General features: G+C 48.1%; 18 protein-coding genes. 4 read left to right on the forward strand and 14 right to left on the reverse strand.

Annotated elements, in window-relative coordinates:
- Window positions 1-11 precede the first annotated feature (11 nt).
- The 12 genes from Q0577_RS05890 to Q0577_RS05945 all read right to left on the reverse strand — a co-directional run bounded on the left by Q0577_RS05890 (window position 12) and on the right by Q0577_RS05945 (window position 14,671).
- Complete coding sequence (locus Q0577_RS05890; RefSeq protein WP_298733680.1) at window positions 12-926, reverse strand: polysaccharide pyruvyl transferase family protein; 915 nt, start codon at window positions 924-926, stop codon at window positions 12-14.
- A gap of 14 nt (window positions 927-940) precedes the next feature.
- On the reverse strand, window positions 941-2,209 hold the full coding sequence (locus tag Q0577_RS05895; RefSeq protein WP_298733682.1) for an O-antigen ligase family protein: 1,269 nt from the start codon (window positions 2,207-2,209) through the stop codon (window positions 941-943).
- A gap of 17 nt (window positions 2,210-2,226) precedes the next feature.
- Complete coding sequence (locus Q0577_RS05900; protein WP_298733684.1) at window positions 2,227-3,408, reverse strand: glycosyltransferase family 4 protein; 1,182 nt, start codon at window positions 3,406-3,408, stop codon at window positions 2,227-2,229.
- Between the two features lie 4 nt (window positions 3,409-3,412).
- On the reverse strand, window positions 3,413-4,981 hold the full coding sequence (locus Q0577_RS05905; protein WP_298733686.1) for an MATE family efflux transporter: 1,569 nt from the start codon (window positions 4,979-4,981) through the stop codon (window positions 3,413-3,415).
- A gap of 22 nt (window positions 4,982-5,003) precedes the next feature.
- Window positions 5,004-6,101, reverse strand: a complete 1,098-nt coding sequence (gene gmd, locus Q0577_RS05910) for a GDP-mannose 4,6-dehydratase (RefSeq protein WP_298733687.1) — start codon at window positions 6,099-6,101, stop codon at window positions 5,004-5,006.
- 69 nt (window positions 6,102-6,170) lie between these two features.
- Window positions 6,171-7,514 (reverse strand): UDP-glucose/GDP-mannose dehydrogenase family protein, encoded by a 1,344-nt coding sequence (locus Q0577_RS05915; RefSeq protein WP_298733688.1) that lies wholly within the window; start codon window positions 7,512-7,514, stop codon window positions 6,171-6,173.
- A 25-nt stretch (window positions 7,515-7,539) separates the two neighbouring features.
- A complete protein-coding gene (locus Q0577_RS05920) occupies window positions 7,540-8,487 on the reverse strand; it encodes a GDP-L-fucose synthase (protein WP_298733689.1) in 948 nt (315 codons plus the stop codon).
- A gap of 71 nt (window positions 8,488-8,558) precedes the next feature.
- Window positions 8,559-9,575: a sugar phosphate nucleotidyltransferase gene (locus Q0577_RS05925; RefSeq protein WP_298733691.1), complete on the reverse strand. Its 1,017-nt coding sequence runs from the start codon at window positions 9,573-9,575 to the stop codon at window positions 8,559-8,561.
- A gap of 104 nt (window positions 9,576-9,679) precedes the next feature.
- Entirely contained in the window at window positions 9,680-10,207 is a 528-nt protein-coding gene (locus tag Q0577_RS05930) for a UpxY family transcription antiterminator (protein WP_298733692.1), read from the reverse strand.
- 269 nt (window positions 10,208-10,476) lie between these two features.
- Window positions 10,477-12,879, reverse strand: a complete 2,403-nt coding sequence (locus tag Q0577_RS05935) for a tyrosine-protein kinase (RefSeq protein ID WP_298733693.1) — start codon at window positions 12,877-12,879, stop codon at window positions 10,477-10,479.
- A gap of 117 nt (window positions 12,880-12,996) precedes the next feature.
- Window positions 12,997-13,800, reverse strand: a complete 804-nt coding sequence (locus tag Q0577_RS05940) for a polysaccharide biosynthesis/export family protein (RefSeq protein WP_298733694.1) — start codon at window positions 13,798-13,800, stop codon at window positions 12,997-12,999.
- Between the two features lie 184 nt (window positions 13,801-13,984).
- The gene (locus tag Q0577_RS05945) at window positions 13,985-14,671 is read right to left on the reverse strand and encodes a response regulator transcription factor (protein WP_298733695.1); all 687 of its coding nucleotides are present in this window, start codon (window positions 14,669-14,671) and stop codon (window positions 13,985-13,987) included.
- 941 nt (window positions 14,672-15,612) lie between these two features.
- On the opposite strand from Q0577_RS05945, the gene Q0577_RS05950 reads away from it, so the two are divergent.
- The 3 genes from Q0577_RS05950 to Q0577_RS05960 all read left to right on the forward strand — a co-directional run bounded on the left by Q0577_RS05950 (window position 15,613) and on the right by Q0577_RS05960 (window position 17,845).
- Window positions 15,613-16,341, forward strand: a complete 729-nt coding sequence (locus tag Q0577_RS05950; protein ID WP_298733696.1) for a HAMP domain-containing sensor histidine kinase — start codon at window positions 15,613-15,615, stop codon at window positions 16,339-16,341.
- Window positions 16,341-16,706 carry a response regulator gene (locus Q0577_RS05955; RefSeq protein ID WP_298733697.1) on the forward strand — a complete coding sequence of 122 codons (366 nt, stop codon included), beginning with the start codon at window positions 16,341-16,343 and terminating at the stop codon, window positions 16,704-16,706. The genes Q0577_RS05950 and Q0577_RS05955 overlap by 1 nt, the downstream gene beginning before the upstream one ends.
- A 65-nt stretch (window positions 16,707-16,771) precedes the next feature.
- A complete protein-coding gene (locus tag Q0577_RS05960; protein WP_298733698.1) occupies window positions 16,772-17,845 on the forward strand; it encodes an alpha/beta fold hydrolase in 1,074 nt (357 codons plus the stop codon).
- A gap of 3 nt (window positions 17,846-17,848) precedes the next feature.
- Here Q0577_RS05960 and Q0577_RS05965 read toward each other — a convergent pair whose 3' ends face one another.
- Complete coding sequence (locus Q0577_RS05965; RefSeq protein ID WP_298733699.1) at window positions 17,849-19,879, reverse strand: gliding motility-associated C-terminal domain-containing protein; 2,031 nt, start codon at window positions 19,877-19,879, stop codon at window positions 17,849-17,851.
- 269 nt (window positions 19,880-20,148) lie between these two features.
- Here Q0577_RS05965 and Q0577_RS05970 point away from each other — a divergent pair, with 269 nt between their 5' ends.
- The gene (locus Q0577_RS05970; RefSeq protein WP_298733700.1) at window positions 20,149-20,865 is read left to right on the forward strand and encodes a hypothetical protein; all 717 of its coding nucleotides are present in this window, start codon (window positions 20,149-20,151) and stop codon (window positions 20,863-20,865) included.
- A 73-nt stretch (window positions 20,866-20,938) separates the two neighbouring features.
- Here Q0577_RS05970 and Q0577_RS05975 read toward each other — a convergent pair whose 3' ends face one another.
- Complete coding sequence (locus Q0577_RS05975; RefSeq protein ID WP_298733701.1) at window positions 20,939-21,826, reverse strand: hypothetical protein; 888 nt, start codon at window positions 21,824-21,826, stop codon at window positions 20,939-20,941.
- Between the last annotated feature and the right edge of the window lie 4 nt (window positions 21,827-21,830).

The raw sequence follows: 21,830 nt of genomic DNA on the forward strand, positions 1-21,830 counted from the left end.
CAACTCCGCAATTATTCATTATTCATTATTAATTGTCTCTTCTCTTGTTTCAGCAGGTAGATCTTCTCCGAGATCCGGCTGTTGATCCGCTCTATTACCTCGTCTTTTGACAGGTAATAATGATCGATGGATGATAAGGTGCTAAGCAACTCCTCCTTTACCACTTTCTTCACCAGGAAATCCACATGCACCATGTTAGCGCTGAGCTTCTTTACCCATTGGTGTACCGCAGACTTACGGTAGAGTTTAATAAAGGCCGTTTCGGTGGTGGGCAGGTCAATGGAGTATAACCAGTCCATCCACTTGTATTCAGATACCTTCAGGCCCTCGGTAACGGGCGTGGTGAGCACAAACCTGCTCCAGGGCACCCGGAGTATATCAGAGATAATAGCACCATGCATCGCTTCTGCGATCACATATTTTGATGCGGCGATCTCGCGCAACGTATGCTCTATGCCGTGTTCAGCACAGGGAGATATATAGTGGTATCCCAGTTGTTTGCAGAGCTGCTCCCAGTCAAAATAGGCCAGTGATTTAAAATAAGGGATCACGCTGACCTCGTATTTCTTCTCTGTATTTTTTATTCCATTAAACTCATTGATCAGTCCCAGCGCATAGGCAGCATCCGCTATATACTCGTACTGGTTGTTAAAGGCATAGGATGACAAAGGCCCCCGCAGGAACCTGATATCCCACGAGTCATCGTATGTGAAGGGCTGCCAGCCTGGCCGGATGCCCGTACCGAATACGATCTTTCTTTTACCGGAAAGGTTCCTGAACAATGGTGAATCATTTGCCAATATAGAGCCAATACCCACGAACGCATCTCCATCCGGCCTGGCCTCGCCAAAGAACTTTGGCCATAACCAGGCATTCAGATCGTCTCCGAAATTGCCCTTTGAATCTTTATAATAGATGTATTCCATACAATTTATACTAACTAATAAACCACATGTTCTGCTGTTGTTTCCTCTACCTGCTCGGCATCGCCTTCCTCCTCTTCATTGTCCTCACCGTATTTAAGATAATAGTATGCGCTCAGCAGCATAGCACCCCATTGCGGCACACTGTATCTCAGGTGTTGAAATGGCGAGAAGCAGAACATCCAGATCAGGCCCACCGTCATGATTACAACGATAGGGTACATGGTGAGCGACTGTCCCCTGGCAATCACATAAAAGCCTGCCTTCATCAGGTAGCAGAAGATAAGGAACACGGCCAGGAAGCCACCTACACCATAGTTCACCCAGGCGCCCAGCAGTATCGAGTGACTGGGTACCAGCTGATCTTTTTCCAGCGCCTTCTTCAGGTTCAGGTCTTCATCATGCACGGCCAGCAGCATTTTATAATACTTCAGGTCTTTATCCACCGCCCAGGAGCCGTGCCCAAACCAGGGCTTATCACCGATAGCGGTTACGGCCACATAGGTTTCACCCCTTCCCGTGATCAGCAGCTCAAAGGGATTATAGGGGTTATCAAGCCGCTGCAGCTGTTCCAGAGAGTGCTGTCCCCCCAGCTCGTGGCTCAATACCGATTTAACATAGAAAATATAGACGCCCTGGAACAGTAAGGCGCCCGCAATACAAAACACAATTATTTTCTGACGGGTAACATTCACATTGGTATAAAAGTAAATGAGCACAGTAGAGATCAGCAGGCTCAGTGCACTGGATCGGGTATCATTGGCCAGGCACACCACGCAGTAAACGAAGATGGTGCCATACAGCAGTTTCATATTTCCTTTCTTATAGAAATAATACACCAGCAGGTACACGATATTCGATAAGATAGGCGCGATCTTGAATTTGAAGTAGCTCATTTCAGAGTCAACGATATCATCTGTAAAAACAATGTTCTTGACCATTGTAAAAAAGATGAAGATGATAATGGCCTCTTCGTCCTGGAACATCTTAAAGATGACGAAAAAAGACAGGATCGGCATAATGATGGAAGCCGATCCACGCAGGAAGTTCTGGGGCGAGTTATTGACAACAAAAAGATCGGTGATCAGCTGAAAGCAGAGCAGCAACACCAATGCATAGACGATCTTCCTCAGCAGCGGGTAATCCCTGAGGTCATTCTTCTGCACGCTAAAGGGGAACATCAGTAACACCAGGATCTCGCTGACCTTAAACTGGCCAACGAGATTGATGCTTACACCACTTCCCAATGCATAAAGCGAAGCTTTAATCTTTTTGATCCATGTCATAACTCACAAATTTCTGTTCACTGTTCTACGCTTATTGCCGGTTCGCTTATTACTTTCGTTTCCTTCCCCTTTACCGCATAGTTAATTATATGATCCAGCCGGCGGCGGTTTACCTCCGCGCTGTATTCTCTCATAAAGTCTTCCCGCAGGGCTTCTCCCGCATGGGTACTGCCCTTAAATTCCATAATAGCGCTTTTCATACCGGCGGCACTGTCTGCGATAATGAAGTTATTACTCACTACTCCCTCCACCCCTTTAGCCGTGCTGATGATGGGTGTTCTGAGCGCCATTGCCTCCAGGCATTTCAGGCGGGTGCCGCTGCCGTGCAGCAGTGGGATGATCACACCGCTGGCCACGGATATGTACCACTTCACATCATCCACCTTTCCAAGCGCCACAATATTTTTCCACTGCTCACTGCCGGTGATCTGCTGCAGCGCTTCCTTGGAGTTCCTTCCTACCAGCCAGAGATCAAACTCCGCCGCCAGCGTATCATCCCACACCTCTTCAATGAACCATTTAAGGCCCGTGTAGTTCATGTATACGCCAAAGTTGGCGGTCATCACCAGCACCTTGGACTGTTTCTTGTTCACCAGCGTGTACTCTGTTTCATCCAGGAAATTGGGTACTACAAATACCCGTTCCTTTTTCAGAAAGCGCTCATGATATTTGCGGTCCTGGTCGCTTACCACCAGTATCGCAGCAGCGTGTTTGAAGTACAGCCTTTCATGCAGCTTTTCCAGGTTTACCAGCTGGAATTTCCTCAGCCGCTGGAAAAGGCTCTTTGCAGGCACCTGCTGGGTGATCATGGGCTGTGCGTTGTGCGTACCCAGTATCACCGGTATCTGGCGGCCGGTAAAGAAGCTGATATACTGCCCGATTGTTCCATAGTCCAGCAGTGCAGCATCCACCCGGTACTTTTTACAGATCTCCCCGAACAGGCGGATGATCTCCGCATCACGCCGGAACAGGTGTTTCCAGGTGATGCGCTCCATTATGGTCAATGGCTTTTTAGGATGCGTGTAGAATGTTACATTGTCAATACCATAATTAGCCAGGTTAACATTTTCTTCATTACAGATCACGGCAATAACCTTATGACCTAACTGGGATAAGGCTTTCAGGAGGTAATAACTCCGGATCTTTTCACCTCCGTTTGCAGGAAAGGGCGATATGTTTGTAAAAAATAAAATGGTCATAATGTTATGCCTGTGTTTTTATAACCGCAAATCTTGCCGCAAATCTTGGGCTCACCTTAGATACCAGCTTTGTCAACATATCTGTTATCTTACTGATCTCATAGGGCGTCAGCCCCAGGAACTTCACGAACACAGTAAGTGCACATACGCCGAGACAGCCGGTTAGCAGGAACCGCACAAATCCTTCGTCCAGGACAAATTGTGGCAGCAGGGCGATGGCCGCTGCCAGTACTACGGGTATCACCGCCCGCAGCACTACCTTATTCAGGTATTCAGGTACAGGCATGCCTGCAATCCTGTTGGCGGCAATGATCCTGTAGCCAACCGCTATCACCTCCATGCAGATAGCGCCTATCAGTACTGCCTGCGGCGGCGCGCCTGCTCTCAGCAGCAGGTAGGCCACCGGCAGGTTCAGGATGACCAGGAAGCTCACCACCATCTGGTAAACCTTGATCCTGCCAACAGATTGAATCGCCACCTGTACGCCCTGCGTCAGCTGGTTCACCAGGCTGCAGACAATGATCAGCCTGCAGAGGACCACCGTATACTCAGGCACATTCTTCAGCCACATCTTCAGGATAAAGGGCGCCTCTATAATCACCGGTATAGCGAAGAAAGACAACAGCAGAAAGGAGAACTTGCTGGCTATCATGGCCAGCCGCAGCATCCTTGGCCGGTCGCCGCTTCCTTCACTTTTGATGATCTGCGGGTTCAGCGACTGCAGCATGGTCACAGAAAAGTAGGTCAGCTGCGCGTTCACCTGGTTGGCAATGCCATAGGCGGCATTGATCACCGTACCAAAGAACACGTTCAGGATCATGGCCTGCGCCTGGTTTCTGGCCACCACACTGCTGGCCCCGAACATATTCCATCCTGCATAGGAGAACATCTCCTTCAGCAGGCTTTTGTTGAAATACTTCCTGACCCTTACCTTGCTTTCCGCATATTTGAAAGAACAGTACAATCTTTTAATCAGCAGCAACAGCACCGTCAGGCTGGCCATTAAGGCGCCATAGGCCACCAGCTTATCACCACTGACATAATGCAGGGAGATGGCGATGGCCAGTTTTGACAAACCTTCGAATACACCCAGCACGGCTATCAGCGGCATATTTTCCCTGGCGATCAGGGTAGCATCGTAAGGCACCGAAGCGATGGTAAAGAATGTGCTGACCACCATGAAATGGAAGATGGTCTTGGCAGTAGCGATCCTGTCTGCAGGCATATTCAGCACGTGGTCAAACGCGTAAATGCCCACTACCTCGAACAGGACCACCAGTGTGATGCCCATAATAAAATGCAGCATTACACTGGAATTAAAGACCTCTTTCAACTTTTCGATATCGCCTGATCCAAGATGGTACGACATATACCTTTGCGTAGAGATGGTCATCGCCATATTTAAGAATGATAACATGGCTATCACACCGCCTACCAGGTTAAAAATGCCGTAATCCTGAGCACCCAGCGCATTCAACACCAAACGGGTTGAATACAATGAAATGAAAATGGTGATCAGCATTCTCCCGTAAAGCGCTCCTGTATTTAATACTACCCTGCTGGCTGCTTGCATAATGCTATTGTGCTAAAAATCACTATCCTACCAAATGTTCCAGTTGTGTTACGTCCTTCTTACGGAATAATTCCACGTCGCCTGCCACCATCTCCTTCACCAGGGCGGGCAGATCATAACGGGGCTCCCATCCTAATTTTGTTTTGGATTTGGTAGGATCTCCGATCAGCAGTTCCACCTCTGTAGGGCGGAAATACCGGGGATCTACCGCTACTATTTCCTTGCCTACCGGCAATGTAAACTCTTCGTTGTTGCAGGCGGTCACTACACCGATCTCATTCACACCTTCACCGGTGAAGGCTACGTCGATACCAACTTCTGCAAATGCCATACGTACAAAATCACGCACAGGCGTAGTGATGCCCGTAGCGATCACATAATCCTCCGGAGTGTCCTGCTGCAGGATGCGCCACATGGCTTCTACATAATCTTTGGCATGGCCCCAGTCGCGGCGCGCGTCCAGGTTACCCAGGTACAATTTATCCTGCAGGCCCAGCGCTATTGCAGCTACCCCGCGGGTAATCTTGCGTGTTACGAATGTTTCGCCGCGCAGCGGGCTCTCGTGGTTGAACAGGATACCGTTGCAGGCATACATACCGTAAGCCTCGCGGTAGTTCACCGTGATCCAGTAAGCATACAGTTTAGCTACTGCATAGGGGCTGCGGGGATAGAAAGGAGTGGTTTCCTTCTGCGGCACTTCCTGTACAAGGCCATACAGCTCGGAAGTACTTGCCTGGTATACGCGGGTCTTTTTCTCCAGCTTCAGGATACGTAATGCTTCCAGTATACGTAAAGTACCGATGCCATCTGCATTGGCGGTATATTCAGGTGTATCAAAGCTCACTTTTACGTGGCTCATGGCAGCCAGGTTGTAGATCTCATCCGGCTGTGTTTCCTGGATAATGCGGATCAGGTTGGTGCTGTCCGTCATATCGCCGTAATGCAGGCGGAAGCGAACATTATCGCTGTGAGGGTCCTGGTACAGGTGATCGATACGCTCTGTGTTAATAAGGGAAGCGCGGCGTTTAACACCATGCACCATATATCCTTTTTCCAGCAGCAGTTCTGCCAGGTAGGCGCCATCCTGTCCTGTAATACCGGTAATTAACGCAACTTTCATATATACTTTTGAATTTTAAGCAGTTTAATAATGTTTGAGGTTTGAAGTTCAAACTTCAAACGTTCTAACCTAAACGAGAATGGTAGATGTATTGAATTTTGTAAGACCGATGCCATAATAAATAAAGCCTTTCTTCTGCAGTACCACATCATCATAGATATTCCTGCCGTCAAACACCACCGGTGTTTTTACGGAAGATTTGATGCGGCTCCAGTCGGGCAGGCGGAACTCGTTCCATTCTGTTACCAGCACGATCGCGTCTGCGCCATCGGCGGCATCGTACAGATCTGTACTCCAGCTTACGCGTTCGCCCAGCTCTTTCTTTGCCTCGTGCATAGCTACGGGGTCAAACACCTTTACCTTGGCGCCGGCGGCCAGCAGGCTTTCTATCAGTACCAGGGAAGGCGCTTCGCGCATATCATCTGTATTGGGTTTGAATGAGAGGCCCCAGATGGCGAAGGTCTTTCCTTCAAGGTTATTGTCAAAGTGACGTCCTATTTTGCTGAACATGACCTTCTTCTGATCCTCGTTCACGGCTTCAACAGATTCGAGTATACGCATGGAATGGCCATACTCCCTGCCGGTGCGGATCAGCGCCTTCACGTCCTTGGGGAAGCAGGAGCCGCCGTAGCCAATACCGGGATATATAAAGCGGTCGCCTATACGGGGATCGCTGCCAATACCTTTACGCACTTTATTCACATCTGCCCCTGTGAGCTCACACAGGTTGGCAATATCGTTCATGAAAGAGATCTTGGTAGCCAGCATAGCATTGGCGGCATACTTGGTCATTTCTGCGGAAGCAATATCCATGAACACAACGGGACGGCCGTTCAGTACAAAGGGATGATACAGTTGCTCCAGCACCTGCTGCGCTTTCTCGGTGTTTACACCGATCACGATACGGTCAGGTTTCATGAAGTCCTGCACCGCAGCGCCTTCCTTCAGGAATTCGGGATTGGATGCCACATCATAGTCCAGCAGCACATCCCTTTCCTGCAAAGCCTGTTTGATGGCCCTGTTCACTTTTACGGCAGTACCTACAGGTACGGTGCTTTTGGTAACCACTACCAGGTAGCCGCTCATGGAGGCGCCTATCTGTCTGGCCACCTGCAGTACATATTTCAGATCAGCGCTGCCATCTTCGCCGGGAGGTGTACCTACGGCGATGAACACCAGCTGTGCACCGGGTATTACTGCGGCTAGGTCTGTGCTGAAAGACAGGCGGCCGTTCTGGTAGTTGCGGTGTACCACTTCTTCCAGGCCCGGTTCATATATCGGCAGAATACCTTTTTGCAGATCATTGATCTTGGCTTCATTCACGTCCACACAAACAACGTTGGTGCCTACTTCTGCGAGACAGGCGCCCGTCACCAGCCCTACGTATCCTGTTCCTACTACGATTACTTTCATGTTCCAGATTTTTAGTTATGCCTTTTTACACTACATTGAAATAAGATTGGCGTTTCTTCAGGAAATCTGCATACGCCATTACGATACCTTCTTTCAGGCTGGTGCTGTGTTTCCAACCCAGGCTATGCAGTTTGGAAACGTCCATCAGCTTGCGCGGCGTACCGTCGGGCTTGGAGCTGTCAAACTCCAGGCCACCTTCGTAGCAAACCACTTCTTTTATGGTTTCCGCCAGCTCGCGGATAGTCAGATCTTCGCCAGTGCCGATATTTACCAGTTCCTTTCCATCATAGTGCAGCATCAGGTAAACACAGGCATCTGCCAGGTCATCTGCGTACAGAAATTCCCGTTTCGGTGTTCCTGTTCCCCATACTGTCACGGTCGGTTTACCAGCCTCTTTTGCCTCATGAAACTTGCGGATAAGCGCAGGTAATACATGCGAATTTTCAGGATGGTAGTTGTCGCCAATACCATACAGGTTGGTAGGCATTACGCTGATAAAATTGCAGCCGTACTGATCGCGGTAAGCCTCACATAATTTGATGCCGGCAATCTTCGCGATGGCATAAGGCTCATTGGTATACTCCAGCGGCCCCGTAAGCAGGCTGCTCTCCTGCAGCGGCTGCGGCGCCAGCTTGGGATAGATGCAGGAACTGCCGAGGAACATCAGTTTCTTCACACCCTGCTGGTAAGCGGCATGAATGATATTTGATTCCATGATCAGGTTATCGTACAGGAACTCCGCACGGTAGGTATTGTTGGCATGTATGCCACCTACCTTTGCTGCTGCAAGGAACACATAATCAGGTTTTTCTTCGGCAAAGAAATCATTCACCGCTGCCTGGTTACGCAGATCCAGCTCTGCTGAAGTGCGGGTAATAATGTGCTGATAGCCTAATGTTTCCAGTCTGCGTTTAATGGCGCCTCCCACCATTCCACGGTGGCCTGCTATGTATATCTTATCGGTTAGTTTCATTTATAATTAATAATTAAGAATTAATAATTAAGAATTGCGAAGCAGTAACCTTTATACTACTCCGCCTCACATCACAACAGTTCCGGCCTGTTCTCCTTCACCCACTGATGCAGTTGCTTGATCTCCTGTCCTTTCCCTTTTTTCATAATGAGCAGGGCTTCAGGCGTGTTTACAACTACCAGGTTTTCTACGCCAACAAGGGCCACCAGCTTTTCTTTGCCGATCACCATGTTGTTGCCGCTTTCAATAGATACGGCCTGGTGGTTGTGATAACTATAGTGTTGCACCAGTGCTTCCGCCAGCGCTTCGTAGCTGCCTACATCGCTCCACTCCATGGTGCTGGGCACCACTTTCACGCGGTTGCTTTTTTCTGCTACCGCGTAGTCGATGCTGGTAGACGGGATGGCCTCCATGCTGGCTTTGGATAAATGGCCTTTGCTCAGCCATTCGTCTGCCGCCTCGCCGGCTGCCTTATATATTTCAGGTGCATGTTGTTTCAGCTCCTGCAGCAGGATGCCTGCCTTACAGCAGAAGATGCCGCTGTTCCACAGAAAATCGCCGCTTTGCAGCATCAGGCTGGCATTTTTTGCATCCGGTTTTTCTACGAAGCGGATCACATCATGACCGCTGTATTGAATGTATCCGAAACCAGTTTCGGGATAGGTGGGCTGCAGGCCTATTGTTACCAAGCTGTTGCCGGCGGCCAGCAGCTGCGCTGTTTCAATGGTTTGCGCATAAATGTCCGGCGTACCAATCAGGTGATCGGCAGGCGTAATTAAAAGGATGGTTTCCGGTGCAGACACAAAGGCTGCCAATGCGATAGCGGCTGCAGTATTACGGCCTACCGGTTCTGCCAGCATGCGGAGCTGTTCAGCGCCGGCTTCCAGCAGCTGTTCTTCTACCATATTGGCATGCTGTTCACTTACAATAGCCAGCACGCTGTCGCATGCCGCCTGGTTACGCTGGTAAGCCAGTTGCAGCAGGCTGCGGCCTTCAAAAAGGGGCAGCAGTTGCTTGGGTGTTTGCCGGTTTGATAAGGGCCATAAACGGGTACCTGACCCGCCGCAGAGAATAATATGCTGCATCATAAGAAGATGGAATTAATAATTAATAATGAATAATGAATAATGAATAATCATGAGGTAGTGGGCTACCCCGCAGGTATTATTCATTATTAATTACTCATTATTAATTAAAAAATTGATTCGGTAACGGCTCTGTTAACTACTACAACTTCTGTAGTTGGTACAGTGGCGATCATGGTATACCCAAGGCTGGACAGCTCTGCTTTTACCTTGTTCTTGCCTATTTCGATGATCCTGCCCCGCTGGTTCATCAGCGGACCAGACGTGATCTCTACCAGGTCGTCCTGCCGCAGGGGGAACTGTTCAACAGTTACATCCTTATACTCACGGAGGAAGCGTTTGATCAGTTCGATCTCATGATCAGCGATCACGGCCGGTTTACCCAGCCAGTAAACGAAGTTGATGATCCCATCGGTTTCGCGCACCACCCATTTTCTGCTTTCAGGTATACGTACAAAAACATAGGATCTGAACAGCGGTTCTGCCACTACCTTCCTGCGGTCGCTCCATTGGCGCTCAACCGGGTTCAGGGGACAGTAATTCTCGATACGCTTACGGGTAAGCAAATCTGCCACTTTCTTTTCCCATCTTGCTTTGGTATACACAGCATACCAAGTAGATAATTCCTGTTGCATGGGCATCTCATTTTAAGGTTAATACGTTGGTTAACATTGCGCAGCTTTTGCTATAACGGGGGATCTGTAAAGACAACGATGCTATTGCCGTTAAACATTTCATACATTCGGTTTTTTCAAATAAAGACATTCTCGTTTATCCCGGAAAAGCTTCGCTCTCTCAGTCACATGAGCTGGATAACAAAGGGCTTTCCGGATTATTTTCCTGCTGAACGCTGAACGTTAAACGCTGAATGCGTTAGGCGTTTTGCTTGAAGCGTCCGGCCTGTTTATATGTTAAAAATTCCTTTAAAAAATTGTCTGCGGCGTGCGCCCTTTGACTGCTCAATATAACCGTAGCCGTAACCATAGCCATTCGCATCATAACCGCCAGCGCCGCGCGGCTGTATACCGTTGAATACGATATTCAGGTTGCCGAGTTCCTTGTTCTGATAGATATCGTTGATCATCTTCAGGTAGAGTTTAGGCGTTACCTGGTGACGGACCACATACAAGGTAGCATCTGCATATTGCGCCAGCAAGCGCGCATCTGTTACGAGCCCAACGGGCGCGGTATCTATAATTACGTAATCAAACTTCGTTTTCAGGTGGCTGATCAGCGTTTCCAGCTGGCCATTCAATATCAGTTCTGTTGGGTTAGGCGGTATCACACCGGCCGGCAGTATATACAGATATTCATTACCAGGCACCGGCTGCATGATGCTGAGCGCATCTGCCTGCCCTACCAGGTAATTACTGATACCCGGCTCTCTCGACACATTCAGCATGGCGCTGATCCTGGGTTTGCGCAGGTCAAACTCCAGCAGGGCCACTCTCTTTTTCACCAGCGAGAGGCTCACTGCCAGGTTAACAGACACAAAGCTTTTACCTTCACCGGAGATGGAAGAAGTAACCAGCAATGTTTTACGGTGTGGCGTACCGTTCACGCCATTACCATTCAAAGTACCGTTGGCGCTTACTCCTACATAAGACAATGATGTGCGCAGGGTACGGAACTGTTCTGCAACAAAGCTCCGCTTGCCTTCAGCAATCACCACTGCTTCCTTGCCGTCATTCTGTACGATCTCTGCCAGTATCGGTGCATCTGTAGCTTTTTCTATCTCTGAACGATGAACAATTTCCTTCTTCATCAGGTCGCGCAGGGTGATCAGGCCACCTACTCCTGCGATGGCTGCCAGCACGGAGATGCCGAGTACAATAGGCTTTTTCGGACTGATAGGCCAGGGTGATGCTTCTGCAGCATCAACAATGCGGCTGTCTGATACGGCAGCAGCAGAAGCTACTGCGGTCTCTTCCCTTTTCTGCAGCAGGAAGGTGTAGATGTTGTTCTTTATTTCCTGCTGGCGGCTTACTTCCAGGAAAGCTTTTTCTTTCTGCGGTACACCGGTAAGCATACCGGAATAACGCTGGTTATCTGCCTGTATCTTCAGCTTGCTGGCCACCAGGTTAGCACGCAGGTTGCGTACATTCTGCAGCACGCTTGGTTTCAACTGTGCTCTCTGCCTGTTAAGGCTTTCCAGCAGCGGACTGTTTTCACCGGTCGTTTTTCTCAATCTTTGCAGCTGCAGTTCTACTTCAGACAGCTTGGAGATGAGGTCAAGCAGTACCGGGTCTGTCAGCCCCAGGGTAGCAGGCACCAGTGATTCATCATCCTTGGCGCTGGTAAGGTAACCTTCAATTGAATCCAGCACAGACAACTGCATATCAGCTTCTGCGATCTTCTTATCATTACCGGATACACTTTCCAGGAAGATCTTGCTTTGTTCAGTAAGATCTACGATCCCTTCACGCTGTTTGAAATTGGCCACCTGGCTTTCTACCTGGTTCAGCTCCTGGGTTACCACCCGCAGGCGGCTGTCCACGAAGTTCATGGTATTGGCAGATGTCCGGTTCTTATCTTCGATGGATGCATTGTTATACACCCTGATCAGTTCATTGAGGATGTCTTCTCCCCTTTCAGGATCGGCATCGTTATAACCAAGGCCGATGATCGTTCCCGCCTTGGTGGTAGGATTTACCTGCAGGGAATTCTGGATCATTCCAGCCAGTACTTTTTCACCGGCAACACGTAGGGTATATTCTTTATTCTTCACATCTACCTGCGCGCCAGGTTTGGGTGTGATCACCATTTTACCCCAGGTGGTGTATATGGTATCATACAAAGGATACGAGGTACCATTGAGGAATACCCGCTTACTGGCCGCATCATATTTCATGGACATCACGCTGTATTCATCCCCCCGGATCGAATCCGGCTCCAGGAAATGAAAACGCAGCGGGCTGCTCTTATAGGCAACATCGTCCCTGATCTTTCCTTTTACTGTTACTTCCGCGTAAAGGTCCAGGTTACGGATCACCTCTTTAGCCAGTGTACGGGATTTAAGTATTTCGATTTCGTTTTCTATTACTTTTTTTGATCCGGAAATTGAAAGTGAACTGAGCAGATCAGCTTCGTCCATTCCGGTTTTCTCATCTTTTACCAGTAAAGTGGCAGACACCCAGTATACGGGTCTGGCATACCTGAGGTAAACAAAGCCGGCAGTAACTGCAAGCACCACAGCCAGTAAGAATAATGGCCAGTACGGTAGGTACCGCTGACGGATCAATGGCAGCAAATCCAATTGCTCTTCCGTTTGCGGACGTCGTAATTTGTTCGAATTAATCTGTTGCATATCTATCCAGGCCTCATCAAGTTTGGTTATTCAATAATGTTTACTACGCGATATGGTCTTCATGAATATGGTCTGGTCCTAATAGGTTTCCGCTCTTCTAATGGTTGGGCATGCACCCTAGTTATTCAGGATCAGCCTGTCAAGGACGATCACACCCAGTGTAAGGGCACTGATAATAACCGGTAGCAGCATGCGGCTTTTTTCTCCTGTATATTGTTTGGCTTTGTTAGGTTCAACATATACAACGTCGTTAGACTGTAAATAATAGTAGGGAGAGTTCAGCAGGTTCCGGTCGCTCAGGTTTAGCCGCTTTATTACTCGTTTACCTTCCTGATCCCTGATCAGGAGCACATTCTCTTTCTTGCCGTAGATGGTAACATCTCCTGCCATACCGATCGCCTCCAGTATGGAGATCTTTTCATTGGTTACGTTCACCACCATCGGTTTATTTACTTCTCCCAATAAGGTTACCCTATAGTTCAGAAAGCGGGCGCTTACCACCGGGTCTACCAGCAGCTTACGCTGCACGAGCTGATCTTTAATATTATCTGTCAGCTGTTTCTTGGTCAGCCCTTCTGCTTTAACGGTGCCCAGCATGGGATATTGTATATTACCCTGCTGGTCTACCAGGAAGCCTCCCAGCGCAATGCCACTCATGTTTGCGCCGCCACTTGTAGGAGATACCGAATTGCCTGCGTTATATATTACGGCATCGTCCGGGTTGAGACTGCTAACATTGATCTGCAGCACGTCATTCTTTTGGATCAGTGGTTCAAAGTTTCCGTTTATCGTTACTGTTGTATCTCTTATATCCTGCAGATAGAGCGTATTCTTTTGAGTGGCACAAGAAGTTACTAAACAACTTAGAACAATCAACCCTAAAACAAGCAATCTTAAACTGGAGTCCGTTCTCAAGAGCATTTTAACACGTTTAATATTAAGCCTAAAAGTTTAATACTTGTAAAGGGGCACAGGCTCATTGTTCGCACTACAATATTAGTTCAACCTGTACCCGGACACAACTACTTACTAGAGTATAAATCCTACCGTATGCATAAACACGTCTACTAGTTAAAGTAGTGCGTTTTGGCAGGCCTGATTTACATTAAATAATTGTTACATTAATTGTTTGAATGGCAGAAATACCAATAAGCAACCAACTGAAAAGATTGTTGGACCAGATCTTTGAGATCAGTTCTGACTTCGAAGCAACATTCAGTTTCTGATAGATCTTCTTCAGATGCTGATTAATGGTAAATACCGTTACATACAATTTATCCGCCATCTCTTTGTAAGAATATCCTTCCTTCAGCAAGGCCAGTAATTCGTACTCGCGTTTCGTTAATTTGTGCTTGATGTTCTCGAGCGGATCCTTGTTGATGTAGCTTATCAGCAGATGAGCTGCCTTGGGAGACAAGGTGCCTCCCTGGTTCACTGTATCCAGTATGGAATGATAGATCTCCATCAGGCGGCTGGTCTTAATAATATAACCGCTTGCGCCATTCTTGATAGACTCTATTACATACTGTTTGCCGTCATGCCCGGAAAGCACAATTATCTTCGCTTCCGGATAGATCTGTTTCAGCTCCTGCATACCCTGGATGCCTGATTCTCCCGGCAAAGAGATATCCAGTAATATTACCTTCACATCAGGATTCTTAAAGGGCAGTGCCTTGAATTCCTCCATCGATTTACACGCAAAAACTACTTTACACTCCTGGAAATCCTCAAGGAACTCCTTGTAGTTATTGAGCTGAAAATGGTTGTCCTCTATGATTCCTATATTGATCATCGTGTTGACAAAGGGTAACAATTGATATGGCTCAATTGATATGGTTTCTCAAATATGTTTTTCAATAATATAATTCAAATATAGCGCCAAATAAAGTGCGAAAAAAGGGTGTTTTTGCAATCGGCTGAAAATGTATTAACTATGTGTTAAATGTTTTTCGCCTTAAACATTAGTTCACTTATTATAAAAAATTATATTCAGAGACGATCCATTGAATTACTGAATAACTTGTCACAAGATACCATGAATTCGACGTTGTTGCTCTTACTATAATAAGTAGTTTATGCTACCGCCGTTTGATACACCCTCCCCGCCCTTTTGCGCTGAGAATGGCCGATAAATCAACACATATATTACTGATTTAAGTGGATAAACGAAAACCATCACAAATAATGCAGTAGATATCAGGCTCGTTCCGCATTGCCCTGCGTAACAATGACTTTAAAGCTGGCACCTTACTAATTTCAGGTAATTTAAAGTTGGCGTTGCATCCCTCGCTTTACTCCTGCACCGTATGTTTGTACGGTTAGATTTCTTATCCTATTTTCGGGACCTGATTAACCATGTCCTCCATGAAAGCTCATCTTTCAATTATCATGCCATATCAAGTACTATTGACTTCACTACCATTACCGGTAGTCATCATATCCCGCACAAAAGAACAGGTATTGTTCACCAACAAGCCTGCCGAATCATTATTTAAAAAAATAACTAACACGAAAAGGGGGTTATCTTATTCAGATATTAAAATAATTTTACCGGATATTTTGAAAACTGGAGGAAACGGTGAATTCACCAATTTTGAATGCCAACTTCCCGTTAATGGAAAAAAAGCATCCCTATGGCTGGAAATAAGCACTAATACTGTTAAACAGGACAACGAACAGTATACTATTCTCCTAATAACTGATGTCAGTGATCGAAAAACAAAAGCATTGAAAATGATCCAGTCCCTGGAAAAAGAAAGATCCCTCCTGGAGATGAAAACCCATTTTATCTCTATGGCTTCACATGAGTTCAAAACACCACTAACCGCCATCTCTTCCACAATGGAGCTGCTGCAGACCAAACTGCAGATGGATAACCTGCTGGACCAGTTCTACACACATAACATCTCCAAGATCTCTTCAGAGATATTTAAACTGAATACGATGCTGGATGAAATCCTCACCCTCAGCACCATTGTGTCCAATAATATAGAAGTTCGGAAACAAGCTGTGGAAATAGAACGTGTAATTGCGGATATTAAATACCAGTACTTCTCAGAAAGAAAAGACGACCGCGTACTGAACCTCAAAGTGTCCGGCACACCACAACCCATCTACGCAGACAGGAACCAGCTCTCCAAGATCTTCACCAACCTGGTAAGCAACGCCTTCAAATATTCCAGCAGCAACCCCGTAGTAAAAGTTCATTACCAGAAAACCAGGGTAGTCATTAAAGTGACCGACGATGGCCTTGGCATCCCTGAAAAAGATATGCCCTACCTGTTCCAATCGTTCTTCCGTGGCAGCAATGTGGATGCTATTGAAGGTACCGGCCTTGGACTATCTATCGTGAAAGACTTCGTGGAAAGGAACAACGGAAACATCTTTGTTGAAAGTAAAGAGAACAAAGGGACCACTTTTACCATTATATTTAAATACCCGGATCATATTCCGGCAGCATAATGAATAAAACCATTCTGCTCATAGAAGATAAACCTACCCTGCTTGATACGCTCAAAAGCCTGCTGGAGCTAAACCACTATAAGGTAATAGTAGCCTCCAACGGCGCCGAAGGAATGGAACAGGCAAAACTAAACCGCCCCGATCTCGTGATCAGCGATATATATATGCCTGTCCTCAACGGTTACGAACTCCTGGAACTGCTGAAAAAAGATGACATGCTCCGTAATATACCCGTCATCATGCTCACCGCCAAAACCGAAATAGACGAGATAGACCTCGCCATGCAGAAAGGTGCAGACGGCTATGTAACCAAACCCTTTGTGTTCAAGAACCTGCACGCTATCATAAAAAAATTCCTTCATTAGCCGTTAGCGATTTAACCGGATCTTGTATACATTTATACGGATAACCGACGACTAATAATTACCTGATGACGAAGCTTCAACTTTTACTTGCTGCGCTGTTCCTGCTCACTTCCCATACCACATACTGCCAGTCACAATATCCTGCATCTGCAGAAGGGAACTATATTATTAAGGACTTCCATTTTGAAAGCGGTGAAACGCTGCCCGAGCTAAGGCTGCACTACTACACCATCGGTACCCCGCAGAAAGACAGTAAGGGACATATTAAAAATGCAGTGCTTATCCTGCATGGCACCGGCGCTGCCGCCCGTAATTTATTAAGCCCCGGCTTTGCAGGCCGGCTCTTTGGCCCGGGGCAGCCGCTGGATGCCGCCAGCTATTTTATCATCCTTCCTGATAATATCGGTCACGGAGGATCCAGCCGCCCCAGTGAAGGGCTGCACATGAAGTTTCCGCAATACAATTATAATGATATGGTGAAAGCACAGTACCAGCTGCTGACCGGGCAACTGCATGTGCAGCACCTCCGCCTGATCCTGGGTACCTCCATGGGCGCCATGCACGCCTGGATATGGGGCTACACCTACCCTGATTTTACTGACGCTTTGATGCCACTGGCCAGTCTGCCCGTTGAAATTGCAGGCCGTAACCGCATCATGCGCAAAATGGCCATAGACCTTATTAAAATGGATCCTGCCTGGCAGAACGGCGAATATACCACCCAACCGCAGATAGGGCTGACCGGCGCTACCTCCTCCCTTTTCTTCATGAACAGCAGTCCGCAGCACCTGCAGGAAGCTGCCCCTACCCGTGAACAGGCAGATGCCCTCGCTGAAAAGATCAAAGCCGGCAACCTGCGCTCACTGGATGCCAATGACTTGATCTACGCCCTGGAAGCTTCCCGCGGATATAATCCGGCCCCGCATCTCAGCGCCATTAAAGCCCGGGTATTTGCTATCAATTCAGCAGACGATGAGATCAATCCTCCCGAACTCGGCATCATGGAACAGGAGATCAAGAAAGTAGCGCATGGCAGATATATACTGCTACCCGTGTCAAAACAAACGGCCGGACATGGAACCAATTCAATGCCCCAGATATGGGGACAATACCTGGTGGAATTGATGACAACCCACTAACTGCTACCTCACCAGCGTCACCGTCCCTTTCAGATCATGCCGCACATGATCCCTGTCCGTATACGATGCCACATATATATAAGTCTGCGGATCCTGGGGGGTACCCTTGTACACGCCATCCCAACCGGTGCCGGGGTCATTGCCTTCATAGATTACAGCTCCCCAGCGGTTAAAGATGCGGATATGATAATCATGGATTTCGTCATATACCTTGGGCCGGAACACATCGTTATTCCCGTCGTGATTCGGACTGAATGCGGAGGGCATTATCACCAGGCAGTTCTGAAAGGGCGAAGTAATGGTAATGGAACCGCTTACCCCGCATCGTGCAGCATCTTCTACTTCATAATAATAAGTACCGGGCGGCAGCTGGCTAAAAGTATGGTCAGTTTGCCAGGCGCCGCTATTGATGCGGTAACGGTAAGGCGGCTTGCCACTTTCCGCCGTTATGATCAGCTGACCATTCAGCGCTTCACTGCAGCTGGCCGGCTTTACAGTAACATTCACCGCCGGCGCCCTTGCAGGATCCACCGTTACATTCACTTCGCCACTGATGTGGCAGGAGGCCTCACCCCTGATTTCGTAAGTATAGATGCCCTGCTGCAGATCGCGGAATACGCTGTCTGTCTGCCAGTTGCCGTTACCCATACGGAACTCGTAGGGAGGTACGCCACCGCTGACATGTAAAACAAATTCTCCATTACTGGCCCCACCACAGCTGGCGGGCGTTACAGCCGGATGCACCGCCGGTGTCATGGCAGGGTCAATGGAGATCCTGGCAGTGCCACTGATGGAACATGCATTGGCATCCTTCACTTCATAGGGATATGCGCCTTCCTTCAAATGCCTGAAAACACTGTCCGGCTGCCAGTTGCCGCCGTTAACCCGATATAAATACGGCCGTTTACCGCCCTGCACACGTGCAACAAACATACCGCTGGTATCTTCCTCACAGGCAACATTCCGTACGGTTACTATCCCGGTCAGGGGCGGAGGCGGCTGCACTTTCAGTGTAAAGGTGTCTGCACATAACTGCTGATCACTTACGATCAATGCGTAATCCCCCGGCTTCACATGTTCTATTATATTGCTATCAGACGGATGCCCGTTGAGTGTATAGCGGTAAGGCGGCATTCCACCGCTCACGGTGAGGCTGATACGGCTGTTGTCGTCATTATAACAGGAAGCAGTGCTTACTTTTGCTGCAGCGGCCAGATCAGAATTACCTACGGTGATCTGTTTTTTCACCACAATACCATTTGCAGCCGTGGCAGTTACCTGGTAGATCCCCGCAGGCACATCCCTTATTTCAGCGGTAGTATAGTTACCGGGCGTCCATTGGTAGCGCACCGGCTGCCGGGCCCCGGTTAAGCGGATAGTGGCGGTGCCGGTAGCCTGGTTATTACACGAAGGTGTGCTGCTGGTCTCCGCTTTCACCACCTGCTCTATAGTGGGCGAAAAATTATCAAGCAACAACGCCACACCTACCTCTGTTTTTACACAGGGATCTGTTGGATAAGCCCAGAACGATATATATTTATAACTGCGCTTCGGTGTAAATACCGCTTCATATCTTTTCCATTGCTGGTGGGTGAATACGCCGGAGGTCCACAGGAGCTCTGTTGAGTCAGCGGGCGAATCGCCCCCGAAGATGGCCAGGTTGCCATAACAATTCTCATACAGGTACTTCAGCACATACGCCATATCAAAGGACAGCTTATACATCAACCCGGCTTTAAGACTATCGGGCAGATGCTGCCCGATGGCCTCCATTTTGGCAGGACCGCTATGCAGGCCCTCGTAATGCTTCCCGGCGGATGCGTGATTACCAATATTATATACACCTGGCAATATGTCTGGTGTGCCAGCTACCTTGATCCAGCCCTGCGGCACCTTGCTGACGCCTGCAGAGGTGCCCTCCAGCGAGGGATTGGCGAGCACAATGTGCTGGGCTATCGCATGACCCGCAAACGCCAGTAAAACAACAATAAAAACAGTACCGGTCAACACGCACGATCGGAACCGGTTTCTCATCAGGATTGGTTTGCTACAAAACTTCATAGGACGGTTAAATATTTATTCAGTGTACTCCGGCAAAGTTCCCCGACAATATGGTCCCAGAATGGCATTGGCCATCAATTTTCAATGTTGTGATTCCTCTCTCTATGTTAGTTGGGGGGGATGAAAAAGAATGCACTAAAAGTACAACTTATATCCCTGGCAGTGTCTACTACTTCCAGTAAATAATGCCGTTTCAAGCGAAAAAAACGTAAGTTTACCCAGCAAAAAAAGGCTATACACGCATGAAGAATGAGCTGCCCCACGTAACAGCTACCTATTTTATTGCCCTCATCAAGGCCTATTTACAAGGGGTCAAAACAAAGCAGGAGATCATTTCCGAAACATCGGGGATGCTGCCCCTCCCTGAGCCCGAAAACGAAGACCCCGCCAATATCACCCATCAGCTCATCGCCGCAGCCACCCAATTCAACGAGCTTTTCTATTTTGAGATCGTCGAGCAGGTCTCCCAGGCAGCAGATACCACCCCTACCCGTGAAGGCCTTATACATCACCTGGAAGCATTCATTGCAGGTAAGATCACCGATAAGGACCTGCTCACCTGGGCTACTACCTGGTATAATGAAGATGAAATGACAGAGGCCTGTTTTGAAGGCGCCTGCGTAGAATATTGCTGTCTGTTCTGGCTACCGGCCAACAGCACCGGTATAAATATAAAAACCATGCAGCAGGTGCTGGATATTTTCCGGCTCAATTGCGGTAACGTACTAAAAGAGAAGGTGGCACTGGTACTGCTGACTGAAAAGGAACAACAACATTTCCTTTTCTTCCTGCGGGATTATGCAGATCACTATAAAACTGCCGAAGAACTCGACATTTATCTGCTGAAGAAATTTGGTATGGACCACCAGAGCTTTCCCTATATGGAAGAACTTCGCCAGGTAGTCCAAAAAACACTCACCCTGGAATCATTACTACAAAAGGCGCGACTGATAGCCTAAATGTTTGAGCGTTTGAATGCCGCCTTGCATAACAGGTACACTTTCAAACTTTCAAACGCTCAAACCTTCAAATTCACTTATTAATATCTGCAATCCGTACTTTTCTCGGCTCACCCATAATGATCTCAGTGGTGGAAGTGATCACCCGCTCTCCGTTACCATAATCCAGCTCCATTTCCAGGGGTAGTACCACCGGCGCGTAGGATCCTTCAATGCGCATTTTCTCGATCAGTATCTTGTACTTGTCAGGGATCAGTCCATAGCCATGGAACAGGGTATGCGGCTCCATGGGTATCCACACATGCGCCGTCATCAAGGCATGATGGGTATTCAGTACACGCGGATCATCCTTTGCATTCTGCGCCACGTATTCTTCACAGGCCACGCCTGCAATCACCTTCTTGGCGCCCGTTCGCAGCAGCTGGTTCAGATACCCGCTTTCTCCGGGGAAGACCGGCTCCATACTGTTCAGGTCCAGCACTTCCTTATCGCCGCTGGCAATCCCGTTGATAGCGGTAATGCTCAGCTGCGATTCCTTCTGAAAATCAGCAAAATAATGGTACCTGGCCGAAGTGCTTTTACTGGTCATCTGTATGCTGAACTGTGGCGCCTTACTGCTGTAGTAGATCACAATATCCTCTCCCCCGTCTTTTACCAGCTGGTTGCCCTGGAATGCCGCGGTTTCCTGGTATACGGCCACATCAAACTCAAAAGTGCTGTCTATCCTGACTTTTTCGTCTCCCCCGATGATCAGGGAAGGATCCTGCCTGGCCGGCTTCCTGATACTGAGCGGGTCTCCCTCCCCGTCGGCCGGTACGGCGTCTTCTTCATCTTCCTTTGCCTGCGCCGGAGCACTTTGTGCCGGCTGGCCTTTTATCTTATCTGTCATCTTTTTTAACCACTGTGCCTGCAGGGAAGATACGCACATGGTTAACCACACAAATAACAATAATGGTTTCATAGGT

This window comes from uncultured Chitinophaga sp. (genome assembly GCF_937898475.1).
Lineage (GTDB): Bacteria > Bacteroidota > Bacteroidia > Chitinophagales > Chitinophagaceae > Chitinophaga.